We start from the raw sequence: 24,976 nt of genomic DNA, 5'->3' as shown, positions 1-24,976 counted from the left end.
GCCTTGTCTAAAGAAACACCCATGGTCGGCAAAAGCGTTGTGACGCTTGACGACTTGTCTACCAATCAGATTCTCGAAATGTTGCATAAGGCCGAGTACATCGACGCCCACCGCAAGGAAGTCTCCCACACCTGCGAAGGCCGTGTGCTCGCCACCTTGTTCTACGAGCCTTCCACCCGAACCCGCCTGAGCTTCGAAACCGCAATGCTGCGCCTCGGCGGCAAGGTCATCGGTTTCGCCGGCGCACAGCTGGCATCCGTGACCAAGGGCGAAACGATTTCCGATACGCTGAAAACCGTGTCGAACTACGTGGACGTGGTCGCCATCCGCCACCCGAAGGAAGGTGCCGCCCTGGTGGCCTCCCGTGCCGCCTCCGTGCCGGTGATCAACGCCGGTGACGGTGGTCATATGCACCCCACACAGACACTGGCCGATCTCGCCACGTTGCAGTCCCGCTTCGGCCGCATCACCGACCTGACCGTGGGCTTGTGTGGCGACCTGACGTTCGGCCGTACCGTGCACTCCCTGATCGAAACCCTGTGCCGTTTCGGCAATGTGCGCTTCATCCTCATCAGCCCGGAAGAGCTCAAGACCCCGCAGTACGTCATCGATCGCATCAACGCCACGCCGAGCTGCTCGTATGTGGAAGTGCGTGACCTGGCCTCCGTGATCGGTGACCTTGACGTGCTGTACATGACCCGCGTGCAGAAGGAACGCTTCTTCAACGAAGACGACTACCTGCGCCTGCGCGATACCTACATCCTCGACGAAAGCAAGATGGCCCTCGCCAAGCCGCATATGGCCGTGCTGCACCCGCTGCCGCGCGTCAACGAAATTGCCGTGGAAGTGGATGACGACCCGCGAGCAGCCTACTTCGAACAGGTCAAGAACGGCATGCTCATGCGCATGGCCCTCGAAAGCTCCGTGGTAGGCGATGACCTGCCCGGCTACGAACCGCTTACCCCCAAGGAGGTGCAAGCCTGATGGAAGTCACCAGCATCGTTAACGGCATCATCATCGATCACGTGCCGGCCGGCACCTCACTGAAGGTCTTGGAATACCTGAAGATCGATCCATCCAAAACCAAGCTCGCGCTGATCATGAACACCACGTCCCAGCGCTTCGGCACCAAGGACATCATCAAGATCGAAGACGACAAGGACATCGATCTCGATGTGCTCGGCTTCGTGGCACGTCAGGCCACTGTAGATGTGGTGCGCGGCGGCCATATCGTCGAAAAGAAGCAGCCGCACCTGCCCGAACACATCATCGGCGTCATCAAGTGCGTGAACCCGCGCTGTGTGACCACCAGCGAGCATGACATCAAGCAGATGTTCCACCTGGTGCACTCTGATCGCCTCGAATACCGCTGCGACTACTGTGACGAGGAAGCCAAACTGTGAGCATCACCCTACGCAACATCAAGGTCTGGAACACCGGTGAGATCATCGATCTCAAGGTTCCGGGCCTTGCCGACGCCTACTTCGCCGATACCGACACTGTGCATGACGGTGCTGACATCGATGCCACGGGACTGACCGTGGCCCCCGGCTTCGCCGACCCGCATGTGCATTTCCGCGATCCCGGCCAGACCTATAAGGAATCCATGGTCTCCGGTTGCCGTGCTTCGGCATCCGGCGGTTACACGAACGTGCTCATCATGCCGAACACGCTGCCCGCGCTCGATGGTCAGACGGTTACTGATGCTGATGCGCAGGCCGATAAACCCGGCGCACGCGAAGTGCGTGACGCCGGCTTCGGCAATGTCATCGATTTCCTCCAGAACTATGATGCCGCCCACGGTGTGAAGCTTCCGGTTCGTTATGACTTGTGCGTCTGCGCATCCAAGGATCGCGCCGGCAAGGAAGCAAGCGATACCGCCGATTGGCTTAAGTACGTGCCGGGATTTGATGACGAAGCCAAGACCCCGGCCATGAACGAGCACCCGGTCACCGCCATCAGTGATGATGGTGCCGCTGTGCCCGAGCCGATTCTGGATGAAGTGCTGGCCAACGCCAAAGCTTCTGACCTGTATTTGATCGAGCACTGTGAACATCATGATACCGGTGCCGTCAACGAAGGCCCGGTCTCCCACAAGCTCGGCGTTCCCGGCATTCCGGAAGATACCGAGCTGAAGATCGTGGCCCGCGATATCGAAGCCGCACGCCGAACCGGCATCCACGTGCACTTCCAGCATGTGAGCACCGCCATCTCGTTCGAAGCCATTCGCAAGGCCAAGGCTGAAGGACTGCCGATTACCTGCGAAACCGCGCCGCACTACCTTGCGCTCAGCGATGAGGCGCTGCTTGAATACGGCACGCTGGCCAAAATGAACCCGCCATTACGTTCCGAAGCGGATCGTAAAGCCACCATCGCAGCCATCGCCGACGGCACGGTTGATTTGCTGGCCACCGATCATGCCCCGCACACGATGGATGAGAAGGCTTTGGGCTTCCTTGAAGCTCCCAATGGCATCATCGGTCTGGAATGCGCGTACGGCGTATGCCACAAGGTGCTGGTGGATGGCGGCCACATTTCGGATGAACGTCTGATCGAGCTCATGTCCGTAGCACCGGAAGCATTGATGGGCCATGAGGCCACGGATATCGCCGCACTGGTGGAAGACTGGGCCGAGCCGGCTCCAACCGGCAACGATCCGGATGCCGTGATTGCCGAGGAAACCGAAAAAACTACTGATGCTGCAGCGGGGGAGAGCCTCGAAGCCGATCGGGCAGGCAAGCGCGAAGGTGTGAACCGCCTGCTCGATCTGAGCCGTGTGGATGATGCCGCTCACGTGGATCTGGCCATCTTGAACACCGACGAGGAATGGACCGTGGATCCGGAAAGCTTCCACTCTGCCGCGCGCAACACCCCGTTCGGCGGTTGGAAGGTCACCGGACGTCCACTCGCCACCATCATCGGCTCCCAATTCATGTTCAGCCGTCTGTAAATACGAAAGGACTTCGATGGATCGTCTGATCGAAGCAATCAACAACGTACAGAACCCATCCGTCGTGGGACTCGACCCAACCGAGGCACTGGTCCCGCCGCAGGTCGTGGCCAGCTTCGCCGACGAAGTACGCGATTCGGTTGATTCCCCGGAGGAGCTTCCCGCCGCACAGCTGGCGGTTGCCTACTTTGAGTTCAACCGCACCATCATCGATGCGGTGGCGGATATCGTGCCTGCAGTCAAGCCGCAGATCGCCATGTATGAGGCGCTTGGCCCGGCCGGCGTGGATGTGTACACGATGACCTGCGAGTATGCCGCACAGCAGGGCCTGTATGTGCTTGGCGATGTGAAGCGTGGTGATATCGGTTCCACGGCCGCCGCCTATGCGCATCATCTCAACGGTGTATCCGCAGCTTCGGAAGATGGCACTGCGTTTGATCCGTGGCACGAGGATGCCGTGACCGTGAACCCGTATCTCGGCACCGACGGCATCACTCCGTTCGTTCAGGCCGCCACCGAAGCCGACAAGGACATCTTCGTGCTGGTGCGCACCTCCAACCCGTCCTCCAGCGAGCTGCAGATGCTTGATCTGGCGGATGGCAAGAAGGTTTACGAGCATGTGGCCGACCTTGTGGAAGGCTGGGGTGCGGAAACCATCGGCGAACATGGCTACTCCCGTGTGGGTGCTGTGGTCGGTGCCACGCATCCTGAGGAAGGTCGTGCACTGCGCGCCCGGATGCCGCACACCTTCTTCCTGGTGCCAGGCTATGGCGCGCAGGGTGGCACCGCTCAGGATGTTGCCGGCATGTTCGACGCTGATGGCAGCGGCGCGTTGGTCAATTCTTCCCGCGGCATCATCGGCGCATGGAAGAAGAGCGGCAAATACTCCGAATCCATGAGCGCCGACGAAGCACTGGATCTGGTCGCCGAAAGCGCTCGTCAAGCCGCCCTGGACATGCGCGACGCATTGCGCATCGCCGTCTACCGCTGATTGATCAGGAAGGAATCTGATGACTACCTTCACTCCAACGCATGATGTGGTGGCTGAAGCCACTGCAGCGGGATTCTTCCCGCCACGTCACACCGTCGAAGTCACGCAGGTTACCGAACTGACCGACCGTGTGGTGCGTTTGACCTTCCGCGACGCGTTCATCGCATCCCACGCCAAGCCCGCCCAGTTCGTGAACCTGTTCACGCACGACGATTTCATGCTGATGCCCCGCCCATTCGGCGTCAGCGAAGTCGAAGGCGACGAAGTCAGCGTGATTTTCGCCATCATCGGCCACGGCACCGAGCAGTTGGCTCAATTGCAGTCCGGCGACATGGTGGACGTACTGGGTCCGCTCGGGCGCGGCTTCAACCTGAAGCAAGACGCCAACTACATCCTCGTCGGCGGTGGCCTCGGTGTTCCGCCGCTGGTGTACGCGGCACAGAAGATCGCCGATCTGGCCGGTTCCGTGGCAACCTCCGTCATCGGTTACCGTGATGCCCACTTCGGTGAGGAGTATGTCTCCCGCTACACCGATCGCTCCTTCAGCATCGACAACGCGCAGGGCAATGTCGTAGATCTGCTGAACCAGTTGGAACAGTCCGGTGAACTCTATGCCACCGATCACACGCCGATTATCCTCTCCTGTGGCCCGCTGCCCATGATGAAGGCAGTGGCCGCATGGGCGGCCGAACGCGATATTCCAGCGCAGCTGAGCATGGAACAGCGCATGGGATGCGGTTACGGAACCTGTGTGCTCTGCACCGTGGACACCGTGGACGGTCGACTCAAGGTGTGCTCCGATGGTCCGGTATTCACCCGTGAACAACTCGGATGGGGGAAGTGACGATGAGCGCCAACACTGCCGCAACCGCTGCACGCGAAACCGACAAGCACATCAACATTTACGAGCCGCACGAGTGGAAACATTCCACCCAAGTTGCAAGCGTCACATGGAAGAACCCGGTCGGCACCGCCTCCGGAACCTTCCAGTACGCCGCCGTCCGCTGGTTCTATGACGTCAGCCAGCTTGGCGCCGTATGCACCAAAGGATGCTCGCCGATTCCGTGGGAGGGCAATCCTTCCCCGCGCACCGCGGAAGGCCCGGCCTCGAACCTCAATGCCGTAGGCCTGCAGAATCCCGGTGTGGATCATTATCTTGAGGACGATCTGCCCAAGCTGAAGAAAGCCGGCGCAATGGTGATCGCCAATGTGGCAGGCCATTGCGATGACGATTACATGCAAGTGGTCGAAAAACTTGCCGACTCCGATGCGGACATGCTCGAAATCAACGTCAGCTGCCCGAACGTGACCCATGGCGGCATGAGCGTCGGCACCGATCCCGTGGCCTTGGCCACCCTGATGGACAAGCTACGACCGATGACCGACAAGCCGATGATCGTCAAGCTCACGCCGAACGTCACCGACATCACCGTACCGGCTCGCGCAGCCGTGGAACATGGCGCTGATGCGTTGAGCATGATCAACACCGTGCTCGGCATGAGACTCAACATCCGCACCGGTGAGCCGATCATCGCCAATAAGACCGGCGGTGTTTCCGGCCCGGCCGTGCTGCCCATCGGCATCGCAGCCGTCTACCGTGTGCGTACCGCGCTGCCGGAGATTCCCATCATCGGCATCGGCGGCATCGACTCCGGTGAAAAGGCGTTGGAATACCTATATGCCGGCGCGAACGCCGTGGAAGTGGGCGCGGCCGCACTCTTCGACCCGGTGGCACCGTTGCGCATCGCCCGCGAATTGGATGACCTGTTGGATGAGCGTCCCGAGCTCGCTGCTAAACTGGCCGCAGGCAAAACTTGGAGGTAAATGCTATGGCAGAAACGCTTGCACATCGTTTTACGGAATTCCTGCTGGAATCCAACGCATTGAAGTTCGGCGACTTCACGCTGAAGTCCGGCCGCCAGAGTCCATACTTCATCAACGCCGGCGCATTCGATGACGGCAAGAAGATCGCGACCCTCGGCGCATTCTACGCCGAGAAGATCAGCCAGGCCATCGTACACAACACGATTCCGCGCGACATCGACACCGTGTTCGGTCCGGCCTACAAGGGCATTCCACTGGCCGTCTCCACCGCCATCGCACTGACCGCAGGCCACAATATGACCGTCGGCTACACCTTCGATCGCAAGGAGAAGAAGGATCACGGCGACGGCGGTTGGATGGTCGGTACTCCGCTCACCGATGGCATGAAGGTGCTGCTTGTGGACGATGTGATGACCGCTGGCACCGCAGTGCGCGAGGTCATTCCGAAGCTCAAGGCCGAAGCCAATGTCGAGGTCGTGGGCCTGGTCCTTTCCGTGGATCGCATGGAGAAGACCAAGGACTCCGACCTGTCCGCAGTCAAGGCTGTGGAACAGGAGTTCGGCTTCCCGGTACTCGCCATCGCCAACGTGCGCGAGATCTTCGACGCAGCCGCCAAGATGAAGAAGGCCGATGGCACCCCGCTGCTCAGCAACGACATCAAGCAGCGCGCCGCCGCCTATCTCGAACAGTACGGTGCATGATTGCGCAATAGGTTCCATTGCGCATAACCTTTGGGAACACCCCTCGCAAAAGGGGCGTTCCTTATTTCCGGGACTATCATGAAGATTGCATGCAGCGTAGATTGCACAGAAGGGGCGATAGTCATGGAAGTGATGGTAGCGGTTCTGGCGATAGCCGTAATGGCACTGGAATATTTCCTTGGCCTGCAGCATTCTCTTGATTCCAGAGCAAACAAATTGGCGAAAGGCGGAGCACTTGACCGTCATCAAGCCAAAGAATTGCGCGAACTCGCCGACGGAGTAGATTTGCACAAGTATTATCCATCAATATGATGTTGCGACGCATATGGAACGTGTGACAGCAAAGGGAGGTTTTCATTGAGAAACCTCCCTTTGCTTGTTTAATCATATAAGGAAATGCTATGGGAAACATCACGGACGATATTCGAGAGCATTTTGACACCTTTGCCAAGCTGCCGTTTAACGAGACGGATAGTCTGGCATTGGCGCAGCTGGCGTATGCGCGCATGCCGGATAACGTGCCGCGATATCAGATGAATCCAGAGGCGGCGACTGCGGCTGTGCAATCGTCAATTCAGATGGTTTCTATCCGTGATTTGCTGCGTGCGGAATGCTATGACGCCATGTTCGGCAAGGTCTGGTCCCCGGACATGAATGTGGATCTGTTGCGTGCGATGTGTGAAAGCCCGCGCTGGCGGAGTCTGCACGTCGGCGAATACGTGGATGAATTCGACCCGGAAACCACCAAACAATTCTCAGCATGCGCGTTTGCGCTTGGTGATGGAGCCAATACGTTATATGTGTCTTTCCGCGGAACAGACAGTTCGATCGTCGGCTGGAAAGAGGATTTCACGATGGCCTTCCGCAGGCCAGTCGCCTCTCAGGAAGCGGCAACGGAATACCTCGCCAGTGTGGCGCAACGTTGGAGTGGCCCCATCATGGTCGGCGGCCATTCCAAGGGCGGCAATCTTGCGGTGTATGCGGCCGCCTGTGCGCCAGTCGAAATCCAGGACCGTATTGTCTCAGTCTTCTCCCATGATGGCCCTGGTTTTGATGATGATTTCTTCGCTGCCTCCGGCTTTCAGCGCATCGAGCATAACGTGCATAAATCGGTCCCCGGTTCCTCGATCATCGGCATGCTGTTCGAAACCCGCGAACAGTTGAGCGACGGATATACTGTGGTCGGCAGCGACGGCATTGGCATCATGCAGCACTTCGCCTTGCACTGGCAGGTTGATCATGGCCAGTTCGTTCAGGCTGAGGGACTTGCTGCGAGCTCGCAATACCTGGCGCGTACGGTAAACGGTTGGATGGCGAGATTCGATGACGAGCATCGCCGCCGGTTCATCGAAAACCTATTCGCGATATTCGAAGCCAGCGGATACCAGACCTTCGGCGAGCTGACCTCACACTTGTCGCAATCATTGCCGTTGATGCTTGCAGCCGCTCGCAATATCGACGTGGAGGACCGTGATGTGATGATTGAAGTGGTCAAAGGATTCGCTGCCACTGCAGCCAGCGCGGTATTGCCCACCAAATAATGCCTGATTGATTCGTACGGCTGAATATTGAAAATGAACTTTACGTGACTTCGCCCGTATCCCAATAATTGCCTCAGTACAGTGGAAGTATGAAAAAGGGTTCCAGATCGAGGCGCATAATTGGACTGGTCGCGGCAATTATTGCAGTTCTGGCAGTGACATTTGCAGTTACATTCGTTATTGGACGTGTCACCAAAGATCCCACTACGGATCAAACTTATATTGCGTTGGCGCAGAAGACCAAGAAAGTCAAAGATGAGACCGCTGAGAATCGCAAGAAAACCAAAGATCTGACTGAACAGCGTGATGATTTGCGTGCGCGGGCGGTTGCGCAGCAAAAACAGCTTGATGAGGATAAGAAGCTATATCAGCAGTATGGCGCCGATGTGCAAGCCGACAAACCGGGATTGATTGTTGAATCCATTAGCCCGGATATCGATCCCTGGTACACCGAATTAGGTGGAGGTTTTGATTTGTACTATTACCCGAAAATCACTGTGAGGAATAACACTGGCCATGTGATGTTCGGCGCTTATGTGCACTATCAGATTATCGGCAAGGATGGCGCAGTACTCGATGGCGACGAAAGCGCGTACGCGTCAAATGTGATTGTGTATCCAGGCAAGACAGTGGTGGTGGGGGATATGCTCAAGGATGCGGGGTTCTCAGGCGCCACCATCAAACCCACCAAGTATGAGGCATCAGTGTCAAGTACCAAGAATCCTGATTCGGCAGAGGGAGTCGATGGACAATACGCCGATGACGTTAAGACGGCGGTGATTCCATGAGCGACCAACAGCCACAGCGCAACAATCCCAAGGCGACAAAAACGCCTAAGGTTCAAGACCGTCAGCTTGACAACACACAATGGCATCCATTTCTTCGTGAGCGTGATTTGCAAGGGCGGTATTTTCCGGGTCGTTTGTTCGATAGTATCGGCGATGCATTCACTGCTGCGCGGTCGATGATTTCACGTGATGAGAATGGGATAATTGCCCGATACTTTGTTGTGGTTGCACGATTATTGGTGGTTGTCGCCTGCATTGCGGCTCTTATTGGCACCGGTTTTGCTGGGTGGAATCTAGGTGGCCGTTCCGTAGTGGTTCAGGAAAGCCCGCAATATCGTAAAGAAGCCGAGAATCTGAAATGGGCGAACAGTGATCTTGAGGAATCCAAACAGGATATAGACAATCGGCAGCAGCAGCTTCGTGAAGCGGGAAGCCAGGTCGATCAGCTTAAACGAGACCAGGAAAAATACGGGCAGCTGATTCAGGAGATTAAGCAAGCCCAGCAGCAGTCTCAGACTCCGATGCTGACGGTGACCGCAATCGGCGATATTTCACAGCAGTCAACGTTTTCATATCATGTGCCAATTACGGTACACAATAATTCACAAAATACGTTGACGTTTTTTGAAGTGTATTACGAAACCGTGGATGCCGATCAGAATATAGTGGACTCTGGCTATGCATTGGGCAGCAGTGGTGCAACATGTGAGCCTAATGCCGATTGCGTAGTCAAGACATACGGTAATTACAGCCCGGCAGGTACGCGCATCATCCCCACATACTGGAGCATAAACACTGCGAATAGTGATTCTCAGTATGGCAGATATGGTGCTGATGTAATGACAAAACAGTTCTGAGATACTGATATTGCATGTCGCTTCATAGTTGTTTATCAAGTCTCTATACACAAATGGCTCCCTGAAAAGGGAGCCACAATCAGTGTTGTGTTATTGCTTAATCGATGAGCTTGTAGCCGTGGTCGGCGACCACGGACTTGAGCTTGTCGAGATAGGTTTCGGCGGCCTTGGAGAGTTTGGCGCGCTCGTTGGTGATCCAGCCAACCAGCATCGTCTCGTCAGAGTCGAGCGGAACGGTCACAATCTTTTCGTTGTTGAGATCGCCATTGTCGATGCCGGTGCACACCGTGTAGCCGTTGAGACCGATGATGAAATTCAAGATCGTGGCGCGGTCGGTCACATTGATCTGCTTGGGGGAGTATTCCGGCCAGACTGCTTCCTCGTAGAAGTAGAAGGAGCCTTCTTCACCCTGCTCGTATTGAATGAACGGGTACGGCTTCAGATCCTCCATCGTGATGATCTTCTTGGCGGCCAACGGGTTGTTGCGCGAGATGAACACGTGCAACGGGGCGCGGAACAACGGATGGAATTCCAAATGCTTTTCACGCAGCAGTTTGCCGATTACGTCCTTGTTGAAATCGGACAAGTACAGAATGCCGATTTCAGACTGCATGTTGGCGACCTGGTTGATGATGTCGCGCGTACGGGTCTCACGGATGGTGAACTCGTATTCGTCAGACTTGATGGAGTTGATCATCTCCACGAATGCCTCGACGGCAAACATGTAATGCTGGGTGGAGACCTGGCACAGCTGCTTGCGCGGCTTGGCGTGCTTGTAACGCTCTTCCAGAAGATCGGCCTGGTCGAGCACCTGGCGGGCGTAGGTCAGGAATTCGGCGCCGTCCACGGTCAGTGCGATGCCCTGGGAGGAACGGGTGAAGATTTCAATGCCGAGCTCGTTCTCCAGTTCCTTTACGGAGGAGCTCAATGCCGGCTGTGAGACGTAGAGGGCGTGGGATGCCTCGTTCATCGAACCGCATTCGACGATTTTCACAATGTATTTCAGCTGAAGCAGAGTCATAAATCACAGTTATATCAGCGAGGCTGGCCGTTTGCTGAGGTTATACCAAGGTTTTCCACAATGGCTGGCGAATAGTGAGATAAACAGTCAATTCTGTCTATAATGACTGTGATTTGGTATGCATCGTCGCATAAGGGGGTAGTGGTGGTTGATAAGGATTATGTGTACCCGGAAGTGGGTGAGGCGCTTCGCAAGGCTCGCGAGGATGCGGGCATGAGTCAGGACCAATTGGCGGAAAACTCCGGTATTTCGCGCATCACCATCAGTCGGATCGAACAGGCGCATATTAACCCATCATTCCGTTCGCTCGAAGCGCTGGCACAGGGGATGGGCCGTAAACTGACGATTAGTTTTGATGCGTTAGACGAATAATCCTTTGTTTGTTCGCGCAGGCATCATGCATTGCGCGAACAAACAAAGGATTATTGCATTGAACATGTTGGTATGTTCGCACGGGCCTGGTTATTGCGCGAACATACCAACGAAATAGGGCGATGAAAAGTCGAGGAGGCGCGGTTACTCTACAGCTGCGCGCCAAGCTGTGCGAGACTGTCTCGGGCGGCGATAGCACCTTCGAACAGCACACCGTGAATGCCCACCTCGTTGGCGCCGACGATATTCTTGGCAGTGTCATCAAAGAAGACGCACTGTTCCGCCTTCAAGCCGAAACGCTGCAATGCAAGCTCATAGATATCGGCGTTCGGCTTGTGCATTTTCTCCACGCCGGACACCACTGTGCCTTCCAGCAGCTGTTCGATTCGCGGGAACTTTTCGAATGCCAAGTGGAAGGTTTCGTGGGACCAGTTCGTCAATCCCCATACGCCATAGCCGTGGGCCTTGAGATCGGCCAGCAATTCGACCATGCCGGGTAGCGTGCGCGGCAACGCATCCGCGTAATGGTCGATGTAATACTTGAAGATTCCAGCGATATCCTCGCCTTGCTCGCGCACGACATCCGGGTAGATGTCGGCAAAGTCCTCACCGGCATCCATGCGGTCCTCGTAGTGGAAGAAACCGTGCGGATCATCTGGCGCGCAGATGGCGGCAACTACGTCGTCGGGGAACTTGCCTTCCAAGCAGGCGCGTGTGTTCCAATCCAATAGCACGCCGCAGAAATCAAAAATCACATCAGTGATGGGGGAGTTAACCATTGAAGCTCCTCAAGCAAAAGGGAACGATATTCGGTTTCAGTCTACTTTGTGGCGAGGCTAAGCAATCACATCGGCGATAGCATCTGGAATGGCGCGAATCACATCGCTGGCAACGATTGGATGGCCGAGCGTCAGGAACTGCTGACGATGTTCACGCCCGCCAATCAGCTCCGGTTCCTGCCAGCCATGTTGTTCGGATTCGGATGCGATGGCGGCTGACGCTCCGTGCAGATATGCTGCAGCGGCTACGGTTTCCGCCGTCGTGATACCGTCGGGCTGCTGGGCAAGCAGCGCGCCGAGCAAACCGGCGAGCACATCACCGGCACCAGCCGTTGCCAGCCATGCAGGTGCGCTGCCGGACGCATAGACATGATCCTCATCCACCACGATGGTGACCGCACCCTTCAGTAGTACCGTGGCTCCGGTGAGTTCATGCGCGCGGCGGGCTGCGGCGAGCGGGTGCAGCATGACGTCCTGAGCGGTATACGGTTCAGATACCGCAGCGGCGTCATTGGCATCAACCGTGCCAACTGTATCGTCGGTATTTGTGATTTCAACGCTATCGGATTCCACATCATTCTTCATTTCACCGCTGAATAATCTTTGCTCCAAGCGGTTGAGCAATGCAGCCATCTCACCGGCATGCGGTGTAATCACCACTTGACCCGGCACATGGTCAGGAAGCAGGTCAAGGGCTCCCGCATCCACCACCAGGGGCGGCATGTCATAGGCGGCATCGTCATTGGCGTTCGTGATTTCATCATTGGTAGTATCAGGGTCCGTTAATGAATAATGCTTCACCAATGCGGCAATCGTCTCACGCTGCAGATCGGAGCCCGCACCTTCCGCATCGGCTGCTGGCACGCCGGAACCTACAACCCAAGACTGCACATGCCCCTTGCCGAGCACCGCCTCGGGAACCGAAGCCAATACCATGTTCTGCGCACGTTCAGGGCCTAGATAACGGACCATGCCGGTATTGGCCCGTGCAGCTGCACGAGTGGTGAGCACAGCGGCACCAGGGTAGCGCTGTGATCCGGTCACCAAGCCGACGACGCCGCGCGCGTACTTGGAATCCTCATAATGAGGCAGGCGAATCGCATCCGAGGCGAACAGATGATCGACCACCTCCACCGCAGGTTCAACATCATCGATGGTGAAGCCGAAATCAACCAGTTGGATGCGGCCGCAGCCAAACGTTGCAGGCGGCAATACAGCGCATGGTTTCATCGCGCCGAACGTCACCGTCACGTTTGCCGGCAGATAAGGTCCAGGCAACGAACCATCGTCTACGCCGACGCCAGAAGGCGTATCCACTGCTAGGATCAACGGATAATCACGGGAGGATTCACGTCCGGGCAATGCCGGCTCATCCGGTACTTCGCCATCCAATCCCACGGCGGCGGCCAGTGCCGCCGGAATGCCGCGTAGCGCACCCTGAATGCCGATGCCGGTCATTGCATCAATCACCAAGTGTGACTTATTAATCAGCGACACCGCAGCCTGCAAACGTTCACCGGCTTCACCGGCGGAGAAGCCCGAAGCGCAGCCGGGAATTTCGGCTGCCGGATCAAGGACCAGCACCTTGCCGCCAGCACGCACAAACTCGGCGAATCCAGCCTCATGCAGAGACTTGCCCACCGCCACGGCGGTCACCGCGGCACCCTCCTGAGTCAAAGCGGCCGCAGCGAACAGGCCATCACCGCCATTGTCGCCAGCGCCGGCGAGGAGCACGATGGAGGAATCCTCAAGAGCCAGATCCTCATCATCGAGCATGCCGGCGGCCGTATGCGCCACAGCTTGTGCGGCCATACGCATCAGGGGTATGCCCTTATCGAGAAGCGGACGTTCCATATCCCGCACGGTCTGTGCATCATAGGCGCTGTGCAGCAGCAGCTCGCGGCGGTCGGCATCATCGGCGTATTCCATAGCGGTCCCCTTCACGGTACAGATATGTTCTGGTGCTGATTCTAGCCGTTTTGCTGGTTCACGCCTGTGGCGAAGCTCATGCTTCCCTGCACGGTTTTGGAAATGATTCAGTGTATTGGCTGCTCTTTGCGAAGCTGACCACGTGAGTGAAACACTTGGCTAGTATCGCCGTGATTATTGTCAAGCACATTTTTCACGCCTTCCGTTACTATGGTCTGTTGGTTATTTTTGAGATGTTGCAATTACTGCACGGTAGGGAAAGCGAAGGGTGAGGTATGGCGATTGAGGCACAGGGTCTGGAGATTCAGATCGGCGCACGTACCTTATTGCATCCCACCAACTTCCATGTGGCCAAGGGTGACAAGATCGGTCTGGTGGGCCGTAATGGTGCCGGCAAGACCACACTGACCCGCGTGATCACCGGCGACATGCTGCCTACGGCCGGCAAGGTTCGCGTCTCCGGCAAGCTTGGCTACCTGCCGCAGGATACACACGCCGCCGATCCGAATCAGACCGCGTTGGATCGCATGATGAGCGCACGCGACATCGCCACCATCATCAACCGTATCCGCAAGGCCGAAAAGGAAATGACCGATCCGGATCCGGATGTGATGACGAAAGCCATGGCCCGTTATGACAAGGCCATGCAGGATTTCGATAAGGCCGGCGGCTATGCGGCACAATCCGAGGCGATCTCCATGGCGGCTTCGCTCGGTCTGCCGCAGGAAACCATGCAGCAGGAACTTGGCACGCTCTCCGGCGGCCAGCGTCGCCGCATCGAACTGGCGCGCATTTTGTTCTCTGACGCCGACACCTTGATTCTCGACGAGCCCACCAACCATTTGGATGCCGACTCCATCGAATGGCTGCGCGGATACCTGAAGAAGTATGAGGGTGGCTTCCTGGTCATCTCCCACTCCACGGAACTGCTGGACGAAGTGGTGAACAAAGTCTGGCATCTTGACGCACAGCTCGGTCAGATCGACATGTATTCGCTGAGCTGGAAGGCGTACCTGCATCAGCGCGTGGTGGATGAGGAGCGTCGCCGCCGTGAACGCGAAGTGGCCGAGAAGAAGGCCGAACGCCTGATGAAGCAGGGCATCCGTCTGCACGCCAAGGCCACAAAGGCCGTGGCCGCGCAGAACATGATGCGCCGTGCAGAGAAACTCCTGTCTGAGACCTCGGAGGCGCAGAAGAAGGAGAAGGTGGCGGACATCCGCTTCCCGGAGCCCGCTCCATGCGGCAAGACGCCGATCATGGCCAAGGATATTTCCAAGGCGTATGGTTCGAACATCGTGTTCGCCGGAGTGAATCTGGCCATTGATAAGGGCTCTCGCGTGGTGATTCTGGGCTACAACGGCGCCGGTAAGACCACGACGCTGCGTCTGCTCGCTCATATCGAGGAGCCGGACACCGGTTCGGTGGAGTACGGTCACGGCTGCAAGATCGGCTACTTCGCCCAAGAGCACGATACGTTGGATCTGGACGCCACCGTGTTGGAGAACCTGCAGCATGTGGCCCCGGAATTGGATGATACGCACGCACGCTCCATCCTGGGCTCGTTCCTGTTCTCCGGCGACGATGCGATGAAGCCCGCGCGCGTGCTCTCCGGTGGCGAGAAAACCCGTCTGGCATTGGCGACTCTGGTGACCTCACGCGCCAACGTGCTGCTGCTCGATGAGCCCACCAACAACCTTGACCCCGCCTCCCGCGAGGAGATTTTGAAGGCCATCGCCAAATATGAGGGTGCCATCGTGCTCGTCACCCACGATGAAGGTGCAGTTGAAGCATTGAACCCGGAGCGCGTGCTGCTCATGCCCGACGGTGATGAGGATCTGTGGAACGACTCCTACCTAGAATTGGTTGCTGAAGAATAGTCGCTGAGGAATAAAGGAGATAGCTATGACCACTGCAAGCGGACAGAAGATCGCCATCGTCACCGGTAGCGCACTGGGACTTGGCTACGAATTGGCGAGCCAGCTGATTGAAGCCGGTTGGCTGGTGGCTGGCGTCGATTTCAACGCTGGGCGTCAGGCCGAATTGACCGCGCAATGGCCGGCTGAATCGTATCGTGCCTACGTGGGCGACATCACCGACGAGGATTTCGTGCGCAAATCCGTGGCGGAGATCGCCTCCTTCGGCCACATCGATCTGCTCATCAACAACGCTGGTCAGCCATCGTTCAAGGTGCCGACCGCTTACGAGGCCGCAGACGTTGATAAGTGCCTCAAAGGTTTGAAGGGCATGATTCTGTGGACCGTTGAGACGCTGAAGGCTTGCGGCGAACAGGACGTCAAGATCGCACAGATCATGAGCACGGCCGCCACTCGCGGCAATGCGAACGAAAGCGTGTACTGTGCCACCAAATGGGGCGAAAAGGGCTACACCAAGAGCCTCCAGGCCGCTTACAAGGGTGCGAGCGTCAAGGTCGTGGCCGTCTACCCGGGCGGCATCGACACCGCATTCTACCGTGACAGCCACGATTACGTGTCCGAGGAAAAGCAGCACACGTTCATGCAGCCCGGCCCGCTGGCCGAGGTCATTCTGTTCAACCTCATCAACGAGGCGAACCTCACCGTCACCGACATCGAAATCAACCGCAACAGCTGAGGTCGGACCCATATCCGCGCAGTTACTGCCGGTATTCAACGAAAAACAGACAGTAACTGCGCATTGAGCAATGCATTTGCTCAGTCTAGATGATGCAACGCGCGAATAATCCGGCAACGGTCTTCAACCGTTCCCTCATCCGCGCACATCGTCGCATACCATCGCGGATTGCGCAGGGTCTCTGCGCCAGAGTCATCAACTGCAACGAGCGTGTGCAAGTCATTGGCATACTGGAAATGCAAGTGGCTCAGCAGCCCACCTTCTGCGAATGCGGCTCGCGACGGCAGCGGTGCAATGGCAATCAACCAACGGAATGGACTGTCTTCGGCGTGCGGATCGTCGGTTCGGAACACGTAGGTAGGCGAACCTTCCAAACCATGTTCGATCACATGATCGATGCGGTAGTCATAGGCGTCAAGGTTCGTGTTGTCTTCCGGATACCAGGTGATGCGCACATCCGCATCGGTGCTGTCCGGTTCGCCAACAGTCCAATAGCCGATATGAATGATGTTCTCCGGGCTGGTGGTGGAACAGGCCATAGCCCAGAACTTGCGAATGCCGTGAGCTGCCATTGGTGCCATCTTCGGATTAGAGAGCACAGCCTGCTCCGCCTCATCCCAAGTCTTGCGAAGAGCTTCATCCTGAGCATCAATGTAATGCTCAAAGCTCTCCCAATCGCCAAGCCAATCGGTCAGATTGAAGTCTATGGATGCATTGCTCATGTGCATTCTTTCTCCAGTACATATTGTTATTGAGACAATCGATACGATTAACCGGCGGCGTTTTCTCATAATCATGCCAGAGAAAATGTCCATCGCCAATAGATTCAAGATTACTCTTGCAATTGCAATGGAATCATACCGGTGATAGTAGGTAGTATGGCTGGTATGAGTGAACCGGTAAAAACAATAGAGCCTGTTAGTTTGGCAATGTCTATGCTGTCGGATCCGGATTTCCTTGAGGCTAATAGTCTGTTGCATAAGCCTAACATGTTCGATATGGTCGGCATGAGTCGTCAGGAAATCCGCCACAGCGCATTTCTGGCATGGCTTCTTGAACCGTCTAATCCTCATGGATTGGACGATTTATTGATTCGTCGTCTTCTTGCTGAACTCTACAAAGCTCATCCGGAAGGATTCGCTACTTTTGCAGTCAAGGATTTATCTGATCTCGTGGTTGAACGCGAGGTTACGACGGGTGAAGGGCGGAATCGTATCGACGTACTTTGTTATGACAGCAATGAACGTCTGGCGCTTTGTATTGAAAATAAGGTTGACTCTCAATTGCATGACCGGCAGCTCGATAAGTATTACGACTATGTGGAGAATACATATTCTGACTGGTGCCGGGTATATGTGCTTTTATCGCCCGGAGGAGAGCCGGCCCCTGAAAAAGAGTGCAAGAATCCAGACAAATGGATACCCATAAGCTATGAGACCATTGCACGCATTCTTGAAGACCTTGTGCCATATGCGGAGTCGAAAACCGGATCCGTTATCAATGACTATATCCGCATGCTGAAGAAAGAGACTATTGTGGAAGACAAAGAGCTCGATGAACTAGCAAAAAACTTGTATTCGAAATATGGGCCTGTATTTGACATGGTATATGCGCGCTATGTCGGTGATGACAGTCTTGATGGAGAGTTGAGATCCATATATATTAAAGTTCTGAACGAGTATAACAAGTACAAGAATGAGGATGTTTTTTCTTGGTGCCACGGTGAAAATGAGCCGGGACGATATCTTGGATTTACTACAAAACGTATGGATAAATATTTGCTCAACAAACAAGAGCAACGTGGCAGTTGGGGAGATAACAGCCGAACCTACACATATTGGATTTATCCTCCGCTGAATAATCCGTCGGTCAAACTTGAACTTGGACCACTCAACCAATCAGAGGATGTGATTGAACGCATGAATCGACTGGTTGAGGTAATACCTCACAAGCTGCAGACTGTTCTCCCGACTAACAGATATAGGAAGATTATCACTATTCCAACCAATATTGGTTCGCTGAAATATGAAGATAAGACTGATGTAAATCCTCAAGCAGTAGAGAATAAGCTACGTACCGCGATTGATAAGATGCTGTCAAAAGAGAAAGAGTATCTCGATAAGCTTGAGCATTAAATGGATTTGTGTAATTGCATTTTTGTCAGCTTAGCTCATGAATCAGCATTCTTTTACAAGGGGGATAGGCAATGGTGGTAATGGCACAGTTTGTACCGTCAACCGCAGAGATTGTCGTAAGCATCCTTGAACTGCTTGATAAGAACACCGACCGAGAGCATGGTATAACCGCCGTTTGGATTGCCAATCAGCTTGGAGTCACGGAGAAAACGGTTCGTTCCCATCTGCATACCTTGCAAGCAATGCAGCCATTCGGGCGTAAGATTGAACGCATCGAACGCAAGGACTTGAAAAATGCCGAAAGCGCCGATCCTCGACCTGGCTGGTACATTGAACCTATTTTCGATACCGCTCAAATGAGGCTGCTCGCTGACGGGGCAATCCTTTCCCGCTCAGACAGCGAATATCTGCACGACCTTATCGCGAAATTATATGCTTTCGCTGGCCAGCCCAACTAGCTTGGTGCTCTTGGCCAGCTGAGCACGCCGCGCAATTACAATCGTGAATTCCTGAATAACATCGAACTGCTGAATGATGCGATTGTTCATGAGCGGGCTATTACATTCCACTACTGCACCTATGACGTTGACGGGACTTTAATACCGAGGAAAGATGCTTCAGGCAGCGTAAAAAACTATGCGGCAGACCCATACCGGTTGATGTATCGAAACGGCAAATACTATTTGATTTGCCATATGCATCAATATGAGAATCTGAGCTATCTGCATGTAGAGCGTTTCCGTAATCTTGCAGTGAATGAGCATGACCATTCACTGATGCGCGCATTGGACAGCTTCAATCCGGAGCCGGGTTCTTCATTTGATTGGGATAAACACATGGGGGAGCGTCCCTACCCGATGAACGACAAGGCCGTCCCGATTCATTTGCGCATCAAGAATACCCTTGAGTCTGTTTATGATTAGTTCGATGATGCCACGGTAACTCGTATTGCCGAGCACACATACGATGTACAAATTACCTCGAATGAAAAAGCGGCACTCTGGTGGGCATTGCAATACGCCGACGATCGCATCATCGAAATATTGTCTCCGCAATCTCTGCGCGACACGTTACAAAAAGACGGCGAATACCTTGCAAGCCTGTATGCCGACTAGTCATATGGCTGGAGCGATTGTTGAATTAAATCAGTTGACTGATACGCATGGCGTAGAGTGCGATTTCAAGTCCTTTTTCGAAATCGCGAATCCAGGTTTGATTCAACGTGATGGTGGTTTTCTCAGTTCGTACGGTCATGAATCCGGTTCTGAATCGTGTGATTTGCGCGAGTAGATCTCGATGAGCTGAAACGCTATTCAACAGAGCATATCTGTTAGCCATTCGAATGATATCGTGCTGCGATAACTGGATGCTGCCGTCAGTGAAGTCAATGCTCATTACTCCCTTCTGGCCAAGGCGTTGAACGTCTGAGATTAATGTCAGTGTATCCTGCAATTTCCAGTCAATATCATCGAATAGAGCTTCATCGAGCTCGAATACCTCGCTTGTGTGGCCGTCATCATCCGTTGAGTATTCCTGTTCCTCATCAAGCGTCGGAACAATTTCTGCAGAATAATCGTTATACCATTCAACCGTTGTCTTCGTTCCGGCAACGATATTCAAGAAATCCGACAGAGCCTCTCCAGCTCGATGAAAATCATCTCGGCTCATTCGCCTATTATGATTCGCATCAAGCGCATACGGAGAGTTTGACGGCATATCAGCAGTCCACTCAAGTTTGACTGTCATCATGGTTATCTCCAAGCCTCTCGATTGGATGTGTTGACGACGAAATTATTGAAGGTTTGATTTTTGTCAGGCCATTCTTCGAAATCAATCGAACTGTTGTCGTGTTGTGTTGCTCTGCATCTCATGCCTCGAATATATGAGCGCGCCAATCGAGGCGGTAGATATTTACCGGTTTTAATAGGTTGGCTGTGTAAAGAATGCGCGCATGCCTTTAGCTGTTTGTTTTTGACGCGTCTTCGTTGTGTTCCAGGTTGATAATGTCGGTGCACCAGCCGGCGGCGAGTTCCTCGTCATGGGTTACGACGAGCACGGTCTTGCCTTGTGCGGCGAGCTGGCGGAGAAGTTCACCCACGTGCTCCATATGGTAGCGGTCGAGGCCGCTGGTCGGCTCGTCCAGAATGATGAGGTCCTTGCCACACATCAATGCCGAACCGATGGCCACGCGCTGCTTCTGGCCTCCGGAAAGACTCATCGGATGCCGGTCGGCGAATCTGGTGAGGTCAAGGTCTTCAAGCACTTGGTTGCAGTGTTTGGTATTCGCCGGGTCAGACTCATCAAGACCAAGCAACAATTCCTCGCGCACGCTGTCGGAGAACAGCTGATAGTTCACGTCCTGCATGACCAGGAATCCGGCACGTGTCAGTTCGCGTGGCTTGGCTGGTTTGCCATTGAGCAGCACGGTGCCGGATGCTGGTTTGATAAGACCGGTCAGTGTACGGACCAGTGTGGTTTTGCCGCAACCGTTGTGGCCCATCAGGCCGATGATCTGGCCGGCATGGAAATCAAGATCCGGAATGGTCCTCGTGAAACCGTCACGCCCACGGTAGCCGATACTCAGATTGCGAGTGGAAAGCAGCGGTGTGGGCGATTCGGAAAACGACGATGCCGTTTGCGATTCGAGCTGTGCAATGCGCTGCCGGTACGGCTGCAAATCAAGTGCACGTAATCCCATTGCGCCAATACAGCCGGGGGAGAGCGCAAGAAATTCTGCGGCCTCATATTCGTGTGCGATGCGACCGTTGTCGAATACAAGGTATCGGTCGGCGATGCCATTCAGCCATGCGAGTCGATGCTCCGCCACGACGATGGTCATGCCAGCCGCTTTGAGTTGTGCAACGAGCTCGCGCATTTTCTCAATAGCCACAGCATCCAAATTGCTTGTTGGTTCATCCAGCACGAGCAGTCTTGGACTCAACATGGTTGCCGCAGCCAAGGCAATGCGCTGTTTTTGGCCTCCGGAAAGGTGGAAGATGCTGCGATTCAATAATGGTTCGATGGAGAATCGCCGCGCGGTTTTCGCGATACGCTTATTGATTGCTTCAGGCGGCAATCCCATGTTTTCCGCGGGGAATGAAAGTTCGTCGATGACTTTGGCGTTGAAGTACTGGGTTTTGGGATTCTGGAATACACTGCCGACCAAGGGAGTGAGCCCATCGATGGGCTCGATAGCGGTATCGAGCCCACAAGTACGTTGTGCCCCACTGCATTCACCGTGGAAGAACTGTGGAATCAGACCATTGACGATACGGGAATATGTGGTTTTGCCGCATCCGCTGGCACCGCATAATACGATGCACTGACCGCTTGCAATACTCAACGTGATGTCGATTAAAGCTGGTTCGTCGGCATGTTCATAAGTAAACGACACGTTGTTGGAATACACGTCGGCTGTCATTATTGAATCACCCCAGCAATGTCAAGCACCAGCGGAATCAGCACTACAATCATTGCAAGCCAATCTATGATTCGCAGACGAATCTGGGTACGCGAGGTGTGCATTCCTGTATGTCCTAGCCCCTTGGTCACCGCAGCCACAGACAAGTCCTGGGCCACATTGGTGGCGTTCATCAGCAACGGGATAAGAATGTATTCCAACGATTGCGCGGGATTGCGCACGAGCCCCCAGCCGCCTGCGGCAATACCGCGCAAGGCCATCGCATTGCGAATCTGCCGGTAGTCCTCGGCAATCGTCGGAAAGAACCGGATGACGACCACGCAGGGAATCACCACGGATTCAGGCACATGCATGCGTCGCATTGCGCAAATGAATTCACTGGGGGAGGTGGTGGTGAACGCGTAGGCTCCCGTGATGAAACAGGGCAGCATCATCGTGCAGCCGACTGCCAACGCAGAGATTACATGCAGCCACGGCACTCCCAAAGCATCAGGATCAAGGAAGCCCAATCCGGTGAGCACGGCATACGTAAGTGCAAAGTTCAGGGTCAACTTCCAACGGCCTGCGACTACAAGCGGAATGAGAAAAATCGTCACGAGGATGATTTGCGTGGTGACCGTCACATGGAAGAACAGCATGAGATTGGCGGTCAAAAGCAGAAACAGCTTTGTTCGCGGATCGAGTGTGCGAACGGCTCGAATATGATGGCCTGGTTGTTCCGTTGAGCAATCGTCAGCAGTGCCCGAATACGTGGGTGCCCCCGGTGTCATTGAGACTACCGGGGGCTGTATCGGCGTTAGGGTTGTACTCGCCGTATGTTCCACAGGAAGGCTGGATCGCATCAGACGATGCCGGCCTTGACGAAGTGTTTCTTCATCATCTTCTGGCCGAACCAGCCGCCGACGATCGCGCAAACCAGGATTGCCGCCATCGAGATGATGAACGTGCCGGTGTTGATGTTGGCGAACACGCCATCGATGTAGGCTGCATCCTTGCCTCGTGCCTGCAGGCTGGCGATGTAGGCGTCCTTCATGAACCACAGCGGCAGGATCGGACCGGTGAGGCCGTAGGAGAACACCACATAGCTGGCCAGCAACAAAGCCTTGCTCTTGTACTTGCCGGCTTTGGCAATCAAGTCAGCAATCACTGGGAATACGATGCTGGCTATGAACGAGAGCACGAAGTGACCGGAGATGAACAGGAACAGGCCGATGACCACGCCCATGACGGTAATGCCGCCGAATTTGCCGAGTCGTGCGGCCAGCAGCATGTACACGCAGCCGGAAATCAACGCGGCGATGGCAGGCAGGAAGATGGAGCCGAAGCCGCCGGTGAACAGCGTGCTGACCAGCGTAGCCACACAAACCATCACAAAATACAGTGCGGCGAATACGCCAATGGTAATGAGATCGGAGACCTCAAGCTTGCCGGTCTTGGCTGTCTTGGCCGCGGTCTGATTTGCGGTCTGAGCATTGGTTTCTGGCGAATTCGGAGCGGTCACAATACTTTCCGTTTCTTGTGAGGGAACAACTTACCTCTCGCCAATGTATCGGGGATTGAAGGTAAAGGCAATACCTAATTGTGGAATTGTATGGTGGCTTGGAACTTGGTTGGTTCCGGCTGGCTGAGACTGAGGGTGGCGTGCATGGCTTGGCAGGCGGCGTCCGCTATGGATAGGCCAAGGCCCACGCCAGGCGTGGCGCTGATGCGCGAATTCTGACCGCGGTGGAATGGCTGGACAAGCTCATTGAGATCTGCCGGCAGTATTTCGTCGGTTGTGTTGACGACAGTCAGCGATACGTCATGGTGGGCGTTAGTATCAATACTTTTGGCTGCTTCATCTCCGTTACTTTCTTTATCACCAGCGTTATCGGTCGTGGTAATCGTCGCATCGATAGACCCGTTCTCCATGTTGTGCACTGCGGCGTTACGCAGCAGATTGCCCACGGCCAATCCCAGTAATGCCGGGTTTGCAGGAACTGTGGCATCACCATCGATGTTGACAGCGATTTCGGCTTGAACAACTGCATCATCAATATCAGCGAGTGACGTTTCAATGCATTCGCGCAAATCGACGTTGCCCTCAGCCTGCGCATTATCGCCGCCGATGGTGCCGCTTTGAATGCGTGAAAGAGTAAGCAACGCTTGTACGAGTTCGGCACCGCGCCTATTGGCTGCAAGCGCACGACGTACCGATGGTTCCACATCAGCAGGGAAACGGCCTTGGGAAAGAGGCGCATCAAGATTGGTCTCCACGGCGGCGATAGGCGTGCGCAACTCATGTGAGGCATTGGACACGAACCGCCGTTCGGCTTCCGCGCTGGCTTCCACGCGGTCAAGCATGCCGTTGATCGAATCGACCAGTCGGTCGATGTCGTCATGGCCGGGTTTCACATCAAGCCTGACGCTCAAATCATTAGGTTGCAAGGCTGCCACCTGCTTGTCTACTTCGGTGACGCGTCGGGACAGCATTGTGCCGATGAACCATGCTGCAAGCACCGCGAATACGCCAAATACGGCGAGCGCGATAATGGAGACCGTGCGCATGGAGGTGGTCAGCGTGTTGGCGATGGTGTTCGCCGTGTTGATCATCACGCCGTTGTACTCGTCAAGAATCCAAGGGCTGCCGTTTTTGGTCTGCTCTATGGCCGTATCCCATTCTTTGGAATTGAAGGGCACGTACAGTTTCATGCCGTCGAGGTTTCGTCTCGCACCCGTGTAGCAGACGAGTGCGTCATCTCCGGTACCGTCGGCGGCTGATCCGTTTTCGGCATCCGCGCCTGCGGTGACGGACACAGTGCCATCGGAGTTCGCGCACATGGTCACCGTCTGGCTTGCCTCCGCAGTGGTATGTGCCACGACGATATTCTGCGTGACGATAAGCGCGCTCATCATCACGATGATGATAAGTGCGATGGCCACAGTGATTTTCGCGCGGAACGACTTCGGCGCGAGCTTGCCGGCAATGACAGAAAAACGCGTTCGCAACGATTGGAATACTTGCATATGACTACCCCTCAGTCACGCTTCGCGCGCCAGCTCCCCTAACAAGGGGAG

At 55.1% G+C, this 24,976-nt stretch carries 26 protein-coding genes; 17 read left to right on the top strand and 9 right to left on the bottom strand.

Annotated elements, in window-relative coordinates:
* Positions 1-21: 21 nt before the first annotated feature.
* The 11 genes from pyrB (at position 22) to F7D08_RS05670 (ending at position 9,652) form a co-directional block, all read left to right on the top strand.
* Positions 22-984 (top strand): aspartate carbamoyltransferase, encoded by a 963-nt coding sequence (gene pyrB / locus F7D08_RS05720; protein ID WP_152209742.1) that lies wholly within the window; start codon positions 22-24, stop codon positions 982-984.
* Entirely contained in the window at positions 984-1,403 is a 420-nt protein-coding gene (locus F7D08_RS05715) for an aspartate carbamoyltransferase regulatory subunit (protein ID WP_152209699.1), read from the top strand. The genes pyrB and F7D08_RS05715 overlap by 1 nt, the downstream gene beginning before the upstream one ends.
* Entirely contained in the window at positions 1,400-2,950 is a 1,551-nt protein-coding gene (locus F7D08_RS05710) for a dihydroorotase (protein ID WP_152209698.1), read from the top strand. The genes F7D08_RS05715 and F7D08_RS05710 overlap by 4 nt, the downstream gene beginning before the upstream one ends.
* Before the next feature lie 16 nt (positions 2,951-2,966).
* A complete protein-coding gene (gene pyrF / locus F7D08_RS05705; RefSeq protein ID WP_152209697.1) occupies positions 2,967-3,941 on the top strand; it encodes an orotidine-5'-phosphate decarboxylase in 975 nt (324 codons plus the stop codon).
* A 19-nt stretch (positions 3,942-3,960) separates the two neighbouring features.
* Complete coding sequence (locus F7D08_RS05700) at positions 3,961-4,785, top strand: dihydroorotate dehydrogenase electron transfer subunit (protein WP_152209696.1); 825 nt, start codon at positions 3,961-3,963, stop codon at positions 4,783-4,785.
* A complete protein-coding gene (locus F7D08_RS05695) occupies positions 4,773-5,765 on the top strand; it encodes a dihydroorotate dehydrogenase (protein ID WP_404979655.1) in 993 nt (330 codons plus the stop codon). Before F7D08_RS05700 ends, F7D08_RS05695 begins: the two co-directional genes overlap by 13 nt.
* 5 nt (positions 5,766-5,770) lie before the next feature.
* Complete coding sequence (gene pyrE, locus F7D08_RS05690) at positions 5,771-6,466, top strand: orotate phosphoribosyltransferase (protein WP_152209694.1); 696 nt, start codon at positions 5,771-5,773, stop codon at positions 6,464-6,466.
* A 123-nt stretch (positions 6,467-6,589) separates the two neighbouring features.
* Positions 6,590-6,778 carry a hypothetical protein gene (locus F7D08_RS05685; protein ID WP_152209693.1) on the top strand — a complete coding sequence of 63 codons (189 nt, stop codon included), beginning with the start codon at positions 6,590-6,592 and terminating at the stop codon, positions 6,776-6,778.
* A gap of 89 nt (positions 6,779-6,867) precedes the next feature.
* On the top strand, positions 6,868-8,007 hold the full coding sequence (locus tag F7D08_RS05680) for a DUF2974 domain-containing protein (RefSeq protein WP_152209692.1): 1,140 nt from the start codon (positions 6,868-6,870) through the stop codon (positions 8,005-8,007).
* 89 nt (positions 8,008-8,096) lie between these two features.
* Positions 8,097-8,795 (top strand): hypothetical protein, encoded by a 699-nt coding sequence (locus F7D08_RS05675; protein WP_152209691.1) that lies wholly within the window; start codon positions 8,097-8,099, stop codon positions 8,793-8,795.
* A complete protein-coding gene (locus F7D08_RS05670) occupies positions 8,792-9,652 on the top strand; it encodes a hypothetical protein (RefSeq protein WP_152209690.1) in 861 nt (286 codons plus the stop codon). Before F7D08_RS05675 ends, F7D08_RS05670 begins: the two co-directional genes overlap by 4 nt.
* Before the next feature lie 97 nt (positions 9,653-9,749).
* On the opposite strand, the gene F7D08_RS05665 is transcribed toward F7D08_RS05670, so the two are convergent.
* Entirely contained in the window at positions 9,750-10,673 is a 924-nt protein-coding gene (locus F7D08_RS05665) for a LysR family transcriptional regulator (protein WP_152209689.1), read from the bottom strand.
* A 144-nt stretch (positions 10,674-10,817) separates the two neighbouring features.
* On the opposite strand from F7D08_RS05665, the gene F7D08_RS05660 reads away from it, so the two are divergent.
* On the top strand, positions 10,818-11,045 hold the full coding sequence (locus tag F7D08_RS05660; RefSeq protein ID WP_193316205.1) for a helix-turn-helix domain-containing protein: 228 nt from the start codon (positions 10,818-10,820) through the stop codon (positions 11,043-11,045).
* Between the two features lie 149 nt (positions 11,046-11,194).
* On the opposite strand, the gene F7D08_RS05655 is transcribed toward F7D08_RS05660, so the two are convergent.
* Both F7D08_RS05655 and F7D08_RS05650 read right to left on the bottom strand, forming a co-directional pair.
* Positions 11,195-11,824 (bottom strand): HAD family hydrolase, encoded by a 630-nt coding sequence (locus F7D08_RS05655; protein WP_152209687.1) that lies wholly within the window; start codon positions 11,822-11,824, stop codon positions 11,195-11,197.
* A 57-nt stretch (positions 11,825-11,881) separates the two neighbouring features.
* Positions 11,882-13,753 carry a bifunctional ADP-dependent NAD(P)H-hydrate dehydratase/NAD(P)H-hydrate epimerase gene (locus tag F7D08_RS05650; RefSeq protein WP_152209686.1) on the bottom strand — a complete coding sequence of 624 codons (1,872 nt, stop codon included), beginning with the start codon at positions 13,751-13,753 and terminating at the stop codon, positions 11,882-11,884.
* Between the two features lie 275 nt (positions 13,754-14,028).
* On the opposite strand from F7D08_RS05650, the gene F7D08_RS05645 reads away from it, so the two are divergent.
* The gene (locus tag F7D08_RS05645) at positions 14,029-15,630 is read left to right on the top strand and encodes an ABC-F family ATP-binding cassette domain-containing protein (protein WP_152209685.1); all 1,602 of its coding nucleotides are present in this window, start codon (positions 14,029-14,031) and stop codon (positions 15,628-15,630) included.
* A gap of 25 nt (positions 15,631-15,655) precedes the next feature.
* On the top strand, positions 15,656-16,363 hold the full coding sequence (locus tag F7D08_RS05640; RefSeq protein WP_152209684.1) for an SDR family NAD(P)-dependent oxidoreductase: 708 nt from the start codon (positions 15,656-15,658) through the stop codon (positions 16,361-16,363).
* A gap of 80 nt (positions 16,364-16,443) precedes the next feature.
* Here F7D08_RS05640 and F7D08_RS05635 read toward each other — a convergent pair whose 3' ends face one another.
* Positions 16,444-17,085 (bottom strand): hypothetical protein, encoded by a 642-nt coding sequence (locus F7D08_RS05635; RefSeq protein ID WP_226803393.1) that lies wholly within the window; start codon positions 17,083-17,085, stop codon positions 16,444-16,446.
* Positions 17,086-17,250: 165 nt separating this feature from the next.
* On the opposite strand from F7D08_RS05635, the gene F7D08_RS05630 reads away from it, so the two are divergent.
* From F7D08_RS05630 to F7D08_RS09815, 3 genes are all read left to right on the top strand, one after another.
* Positions 17,251-18,498, top strand: coding sequence for a PDDEXK-like family protein (locus F7D08_RS05630; protein WP_226803392.1), 1,248 nt, complete (start codon positions 17,251-17,253; stop codon positions 18,496-18,498).
* 80 nt (positions 18,499-18,578) lie between these two features.
* On the top strand, positions 18,579-18,956 hold the full coding sequence (locus tag F7D08_RS09820) for a hypothetical protein (protein ID WP_226803391.1): 378 nt from the start codon (positions 18,579-18,581) through the stop codon (positions 18,954-18,956).
* An 18-nt stretch (positions 18,957-18,974) separates the two neighbouring features.
* Positions 18,975-19,421 carry a WYL domain-containing protein gene (locus F7D08_RS09815; protein WP_319624261.1) on the top strand — a complete coding sequence of 149 codons (447 nt, stop codon included), beginning with the start codon at positions 18,975-18,977 and terminating at the stop codon, positions 19,419-19,421.
* A gap of 217 nt (positions 19,422-19,638) precedes the next feature.
* Here F7D08_RS09815 and F7D08_RS05620 read toward each other — a convergent pair whose 3' ends face one another.
* The 5 genes from F7D08_RS05620 to F7D08_RS05600 form a co-directional block, all read right to left on the bottom strand.
* Complete coding sequence (locus F7D08_RS05620; RefSeq protein ID WP_152209681.1) at positions 19,639-20,247, bottom strand: hypothetical protein; 609 nt, start codon at positions 20,245-20,247, stop codon at positions 19,639-19,641.
* Positions 20,248-20,455: 208 nt separating this feature from the next.
* Positions 20,456-21,919, bottom strand: a complete 1,464-nt coding sequence (locus F7D08_RS05615) for an ABC transporter ATP-binding protein (protein WP_152209680.1) — start codon at positions 21,917-21,919, stop codon at positions 20,456-20,458.
* Positions 21,919-22,620, bottom strand: coding sequence for an energy-coupling factor transporter transmembrane component T (locus F7D08_RS05610; protein WP_226803397.1), 702 nt, complete (start codon positions 22,618-22,620; stop codon positions 21,919-21,921). The genes F7D08_RS05615 and F7D08_RS05610 overlap by 1 nt, the downstream gene beginning before the upstream one ends.
* A 140-nt stretch (positions 22,621-22,760) precedes the next feature.
* Entirely contained in the window at positions 22,761-23,420 is a 660-nt protein-coding gene (locus F7D08_RS05605; protein ID WP_152209678.1) for an MptD family putative ECF transporter S component, read from the bottom strand.
* A gap of 74 nt (positions 23,421-23,494) precedes the next feature.
* Positions 23,495-24,925, bottom strand: coding sequence for a sensor histidine kinase (locus F7D08_RS05600; protein ID WP_152209677.1), 1,431 nt, complete (start codon positions 24,923-24,925; stop codon positions 23,495-23,497).
* Positions 24,926-24,976: the final 51 nt, after the last annotated feature.

It is taken from the genome of Bifidobacterium cebidarum (genome assembly GCF_009193305.1).
Classification (GTDB): Bacteria; Actinomycetota; Actinomycetes; order Actinomycetales; family Bifidobacteriaceae; genus Bifidobacterium; species Bifidobacterium cebidarum.
The sequence above is the reverse complement of the archived record's forward strand: the minus strand, read 5'-3'. Positions and strand labels throughout refer to the sequence as shown.

Excerpts from the sequence above, each read along its gene's own strand:
- F7D08_RS05715 (WP_152209699.1), top strand. The coding sequence starts at position 984 with ATGGAAGTCACCAGCATCGTTAACGGCATCATCATCGATCACGTGCCG.
- F7D08_RS05695 (WP_404979655.1), top strand. The coding sequence starts at position 4,773 with ATGGGGGAAGTGACGATGAGCGCCAACACTGCCGCAACCGCTGCACGC.
- F7D08_RS05650 (WP_152209686.1), bottom strand. The coding sequence starts at position 13,753 with ATGGAATACGCCGATGATGCCGACCGCCGCGAGCTGCTGCTGCACAGC.
- pyrE (WP_152209694.1), top strand. The coding sequence starts at position 5,771 with ATGGCAGAAACGCTTGCACATCGTTTTACGGAATTCCTGCTGGAATCC.
- F7D08_RS05685 (WP_152209693.1), top strand. The coding sequence starts at position 6,590 with ATGGAAGTGATGGTAGCGGTTCTGGCGATAGCCGTAATGGCACTGGAA.
- F7D08_RS05630 (WP_226803392.1), top strand. The coding sequence starts at position 17,251 with ATGAGTGAACCGGTAAAAACAATAGAGCCTGTTAGTTTGGCAATGTCT.
- F7D08_RS05600 (WP_152209677.1), bottom strand. The coding sequence starts at position 24,925 with ATGCAAGTATTCCAATCGTTGCGAACGCGTTTTTCTGTCATTGCCGGC.
- F7D08_RS05655 (WP_152209687.1), bottom strand. The coding sequence starts at position 11,824 with ATGGTTAACTCCCCCATCACTGATGTGATTTTTGATTTCTGCGGCGTG.
- F7D08_RS05640 (WP_152209684.1), top strand. The coding sequence starts at position 15,656 with ATGACCACTGCAAGCGGACAGAAGATCGCCATCGTCACCGGTAGCGCA.
- F7D08_RS09820 (WP_226803391.1), top strand. The coding sequence starts at position 18,579 with ATGGCACAGTTTGTACCGTCAACCGCAGAGATTGTCGTAAGCATCCTT.
- pyrB (WP_152209742.1), top strand. The coding sequence starts at position 22 with ATGGTCGGCAAAAGCGTTGTGACGCTTGACGACTTGTCTACCAATCAG.
- F7D08_RS05620 (WP_152209681.1), bottom strand. The coding sequence starts at position 20,247 with ATGATGACAGTCAAACTTGAGTGGACTGCTGATATGCCGTCAAACTCT.
- F7D08_RS05615 (WP_152209680.1), bottom strand. The coding sequence starts at position 21,919 with ATGACAGCCGACGTGTATTCCAACAACGTGTCGTTTACTTATGAACAT.
- F7D08_RS05675 (WP_152209691.1), top strand. The coding sequence starts at position 8,097 with ATGAAAAAGGGTTCCAGATCGAGGCGCATAATTGGACTGGTCGCGGCA.
- pyrF (WP_152209697.1), top strand. The coding sequence starts at position 2,967 with ATGGATCGTCTGATCGAAGCAATCAACAACGTACAGAACCCATCCGTC.
- F7D08_RS05700 (WP_152209696.1), top strand. The coding sequence starts at position 3,961 with ATGACTACCTTCACTCCAACGCATGATGTGGTGGCTGAAGCCACTGCA.
- F7D08_RS05665 (WP_152209689.1), bottom strand. The coding sequence starts at position 10,673 with ATGACTCTGCTTCAGCTGAAATACATTGTGAAAATCGTCGAATGCGGT.
- F7D08_RS05635 (WP_226803393.1), bottom strand. The coding sequence starts at position 17,085 with ATGAGCAATGCATCCATAGACTTCAATCTGACCGATTGGCTTGGCGAT.
- F7D08_RS05670 (WP_152209690.1), top strand. The coding sequence starts at position 8,792 with ATGAGCGACCAACAGCCACAGCGCAACAATCCCAAGGCGACAAAAACG.
- F7D08_RS05645 (WP_152209685.1), top strand. The coding sequence starts at position 14,029 with ATGGCGATTGAGGCACAGGGTCTGGAGATTCAGATCGGCGCACGTACC.
- F7D08_RS05680 (WP_152209692.1), top strand. The coding sequence starts at position 6,868 with ATGGGAAACATCACGGACGATATTCGAGAGCATTTTGACACCTTTGCC.